Source organism: uncultured Granulicatella sp. (assembly GCF_963545075.1).
Lineage (GTDB): Bacteria > Bacillota > Bacilli > Lactobacillales > Aerococcaceae > Granulicatella.
This window is the reverse complement of sequence record NZ_CAUUHX010000076.1, coordinates 1-4,974: the sequence shown is the minus strand read 5'-3', so window position 1 is coordinate 4,974 and position 4,974 is coordinate 1. Positions and strand designations below refer to the sequence as shown.

Below are 4,974 nucleotides of genomic sequence, written 5' to 3'. Positions count from 1 at the left end.
ACATTGGTTCTCTTTTTTTATTCTTTTTTTGTCACAAATGTATGATACCCTAACAAAAATTATCAGCCTCTTATATCTTCGAAAATAAAAATTCGACACTCTTGTTTCAATTTAGAGTATCGAATTTGTTTCATACTATTTTCACTTAAGCCATAATATAAGCAGGTAAAGCTTCTAATAATTCTTGAGTACTTGAGAAGACTTCCCCTCTTAATTTAATCAGACCTACTGTATATAAATTTGCGTATGGGAATTGAGATTCAGCAACTTCTTGTAATGCTACTAATTTTTCTGCATTTTCAGCCCCATATTGACGACTATCACTATATAAAGCCAAAATTGGAATACCTGCTTGATAGGCAATTCCTATCTCACTAGCAACACCTGCATCAATAATTGCCCCATCTAAAATGGCAATCACTAAATCTGCATCTAGTAAAGCATCCGTATCATATCTAGCAATCATCGTTGAATCTGCGAAAGAATTTTTATCATTAATCGCCATTTGTTCTTGCGGAAGATAAACTTCCAATTGCGGATATTCTTCTCGAATTCGTTTGACAAAACTTTCATTAAAAGCTAATTCCATTTCTGAAAATAATGGACTGGCAAAATAAATTTTTTTCATAGCGCTTCTCTCCTATAGCAAATTAAAGTCTATCTTATTGATATAAAGCATCTACACGAGCTTGAACTTCATCATTTTCTAAGAATTCATCATAAGTAGATTCCAAACGATCCACAATACCTTTTGGTCCGATTTCAATAATACGGTTAGCAGTTGTTTGAATAAACTCATGGTCATGACTTGAGAATAATAATGAACCTTTGAAGGCAATTAAACCATCATTTAATGCTGTAATAGATTCTAAGTCTAAGTGGTTTGTTGGGTCATCTAATAATAATACATTTGCTTTTGATAGCATTAATTTAGATAACATACAGCGTACTTTTTCTCCCCCTGAAAGAACTGTTACTTGTTTCATAACATCATCTCCAGAGAATAACATACGACCTAAGAAGCTACGTAAGAATGTATTATCTTGTTCTTCAACCGGTGCATATTGACGTAACCATTCTAAAATATTTAATTGAGGATTTGAGAATTCTTCTGTCATATCTTTTGGTAAGTATGCTTGACTAGTTGTTACTCCCCATTTAAATGTACCACTATCTGCTTCCATTTCCCCTGTTAAAATTTTGAATAATGTTGTAATCGCAATATCTGAACGACTTAAGAAAGCAACTTTATCATCTTTTTTCAATTGGAAGCTTACATTTTCAAAAATCACTTCACCATCAATTGTTTTTGATAATCCTTCAACAATTAATAAATCATTCCCAATTTCTCTTGCAGGAGTAAATCCAACGAATGGATATTTACGACTTGATGGTTGAATATCATCTAGTGTAATTTTATCTAACATTTTTTTACGAGATGTCGCTTGTTTTGATTTAGAAGCGTTCGCAGAGAAGCGAGCGATAAATTCTTGTAATTCTTTAATTTTTTCTTCTTTTTTAGCATTTTGGTCTGCCATTAATTTAGCAGCTAATTGACTTGAATGTAACCAGAAATCATAGTTTCCTACGAATAATTTAATTTTACCAAAGTCAACGTCAGCCATATGAGTACATACTTTATTTAAGAAGTGACGGTCATGGGAAACAACGATAACCGTATTTTCAAAATTAATTAAAAATTCTTCTAACCATGCAATTGATTTAGCATCTAAACCGTTTGTAGGCTCGTCTAGTAATAGTACATCAGGCTTACCAAATAATGCTTGAGCTAATAATACCTTAACTTTTTCAGCTTCCACTAATTCACTCATTAATTTGTAATGTAAGTCTTCTGTAATTCCTAAACCTTGTAATAATTGTGAAGCATCACTTTCTGCTTCCCAACCATTTAATTCTGCGAACTCACCTTCAAGTTCTGCAGCACGAATTCCATCTTCATCAGAAAAATCTTCTTTCATGTAGATGGCATCTTTTTCTTTCATAATATCAAATAATTGTTTATGCCCCATAATAACAGTATCAATAACACGTTCATCTTCAAAAGCGAAGTGATCTTGTTTTAAGACAGTTAAACGTTCATGAGGATCTAAAATAACTTCCCCTGTTGTTGGTTGTAATTCACCAGACAAAATTTTTAAAAATGTAGATTTACCCGCACCATTTGCACCGATAACTCCGTAACAGTTGCCAGGTGTGAATGTAATATTTACTTCATCAAATAATTTACGATCTGAAAATAATAAACTTACGTTTGAAACTTTTAACATGAAATTCTCCTTTTATAACATTTTTATCCTTATTGATTGTACTATAATTATCTATAAATAACAATTAATCACTAAAAAAGATGACACCAAATGGCATCATCTTTTACTTGTTTTATTCAGTTACAACTACTGGACGTCCTAATCTTTGAACGGTCTCACCAATATTTCTAAAGTGGTCACTAATACGTTCTAAGTTACTTAATAAATCCATGACAAAAATACCAGATTCAGCACTTGCAATGCCTTTATTCATACGTTTCATGTACTTATCACGAATTTCAATTTTCAATCGGTCGATTTCTCGCTCAATTGTAATCACTTCTTTAACTTTTACTAAATTACCCGTTGATAATGTATCGATTGACATCGCAAATCCTTTTTGAACTAATTCAAATACATGTTCTAATTCTGATAAAGTCTTTTCATCTAATACAATATCACGTTCTAATACAGCTTTCGCAAAGTCTGCAATATTTTCAGCATGGTCACTAATACGTTCCACGTCGTTAGCTGTACTAAATAATTCATCAATCGTTTCTTGGTCAGTTGTTGAAACATTTTGTTGAGAAATCTCGATTAAATATTCCACAATAGCTTTTTGGTATTGATTCACTTGTTGTTCACTAGCAAATGCTTGTTCAATCTTCTCTTGACTTCTTAAACGAATCGCATCAATCGCATAGGTTAATGTTTGATCAGCAGCATGAGACATGGCAGCAAATTCATACATTGTATTTTGTAACGCAATCGATGGTGTTACTAAAATACGTTTGTCTAAATAACTTGTTGGTTTCTCTTCTACCTCGATTAATTCTACTGTTGGTTCTGGAACAATGATGTCCGCTAATTTCAATAATAAATTAGCAAATGGGAATAACACAATCACATTTACAATATTGAAAATAGTATGAGCGTTCGCAATTTGTCTTGCGACATCAGTAGCATCCATTGATGTTACAATATTTGTTAAAATACCAGTTAAAAACATCATGAAGTAAATTGTACCAATAATGTTAATACTCAAATGAATCACAGCTACTTGTTTACCACGTCTTGAAGTCCCTAAACTACTAATTAACGCTGTAGTACATGTACCAATGTTATCTCCAAAAATAATGTATAGAGCAGTCGTAAATGGTAAAACTCCTTGAGAAGCTAACGCAATTAAAACCCCAATCGTTGCAGAAGAACTTTGAAGAGCAAGTGTCATAATAAATCCAAGTGCTACTCCAAATAATGGATGATGTCCATAATTAACAATCCATTCCGTAAAGGCTGGTAAATCTTTTAGCGGTGCTAAAGCGTCTTTTAAATAGTTCATACCAATGAACAAAATTCCGAACCCTACTAAGATTTCCGCTAATTCTTTCATCTTAGGATTCTTCACAATTGCTCCCATTAAAATTCCTGTACCAATTGCTATAGGCGCCCATTGAGACAGATTGAAGGAAACCATTTGACCTGTAATTGTTGTACCAATATTGGCCCCAAAAATTACACCAACCGCTTGTTGAATCGTCATAATTCCAGCATTTACAAAGCCGACTACCATTACAGAAGTAGCACTTGAACTTTGAATAACCATTGTTACGAACATCCCAACTAAAACAGCCATCAAACGATTTTTTGTTAATGTACGAACGATACTTTTTAGCTTATCTCCTGCAAATTTTTGCAATCCATCCGCCATTAATTTCATCCCATACAAGAACAAACTTAATCCAGCAACTGCACCTAAAAACATCTCTAAATACATGGTGTTTTTAACTCCTTTGTTGTCTATTAAATTTTAAATTGTTTATATGATATAAACACCACGATTGTAACATAGCCACTAGCACTTGAAAAGAGAATTTTATGTAAAAATACAAATAACTCCACTCTCTCAATAGACAGAATCTATCAAGAAATTGGAGTTGGTAAATTTAATAGTTATTATAAATCTTTTATCATTCTTCTAAATGACTTGACGCATAAAATATTCTAAGTATGGTAACTATATTATGCTCATATTTATAAAATACAGCATAGTTATTTACATCAAGATAGTCTTGCAATTCGAGACAATAGTAAAATTATACGGTATCCTTTCCTAACTACATAATTAGTGTGCAAATATAAGGTCATTTCCTTCTGGCATCATTATTCCTTCAACCCTATCTTAAATCTACAAATTTTATGAAAAGATAATTCATAACGTAAAAAGTCAACAGCATACAAATACTCAACATTAAAAATCCTATAGTAACAGACTGATTATTTTGAAGCATCGGTAACACTATCATCATCCCAAATGGAGTGTTAAATAGACAAAAAATAGTACAAGTAGCAATTAAAGTGAGAAGACAAATAATCGATAATATTTCATCTTTAAAAAGGAACACAAGGATTTTTTCTAGAATGTAACAAATATAAGTTGACACTACTGGATAAAAGATCGATATAAAAAACAAATGATAAGCTGAATAAATTCTTGGACCATTTAACGTTGTAACAAAAAATGGATAGTTAAAAAAATTAACACCAAAAGCTATACAATATAAAGAAATTCCTATCAAAACTATAATTACTGGTAAGAAATAAAACAATCCCAACGTATAAAACCACTCATCTATATTTAGACGTACAACCGAAATAGGTAACGCTTTGAGTAAACTTTTATGGGATAGTTTTCTCTTATGATAAT

4 protein-coding genes are annotated in these 4,974 nt (G+C 31.8%); all 4 read right to left on the bottom strand.

Features of this window, described 5'->3' with window-relative positions:
• Positions 1–145 precede the first annotated feature (145 nt).
• The gene (locus RWZ86_RS08125; protein ID WP_006702719.1) at positions 146–628 is read right to left on the bottom strand and encodes a nucleoside 2-deoxyribosyltransferase; all 483 of its coding nucleotides are present in this window, start codon (positions 626–628) and stop codon (positions 146–148) included.
• Between the two features lie 34 nt (positions 629–662).
• Complete coding sequence (locus RWZ86_RS08120) at positions 663–2,288, bottom strand: ATP-binding cassette domain-containing protein (RefSeq protein WP_314681303.1); 1,626 nt, start codon at positions 2,286–2,288, stop codon at positions 663–665.
• Between the two features lie 112 nt (positions 2,289–2,400).
• Positions 2,401–4,044, bottom strand: coding sequence for a Na/Pi cotransporter family protein (locus RWZ86_RS08115; RefSeq protein ID WP_314681300.1), 1,644 nt, complete (start codon positions 4,042–4,044; stop codon positions 2,401–2,403).
• A gap of 400 nt (positions 4,045–4,444) precedes the next feature.
• Positions 4,445–4,974: hypothetical protein (locus tag RWZ86_RS08110; RefSeq protein ID WP_314681298.1), on the bottom strand; the 530-nt coding region annotated here is incomplete at its 5' end.

Coding starts and splice junctions, on each gene's coding strand:
- RWZ86_RS08125 (WP_006702719.1), bottom strand. CDS start 628: ATGAAAAAAATTTATTTTGCCAGTCCATTATTTTCAGAAATGGAATTA.
- RWZ86_RS08115 (WP_314681300.1), bottom strand. CDS start 4,044: ATGTATTTAGAGATGTTTTTAGGTGCAGTTGCTGGATTAAGTTTGTTC.
- RWZ86_RS08120 (WP_314681303.1), bottom strand. CDS start 2,288: ATGTTAAAAGTTTCAAACGTAAGTTTATTATTTTCAGATCGTAAATTA.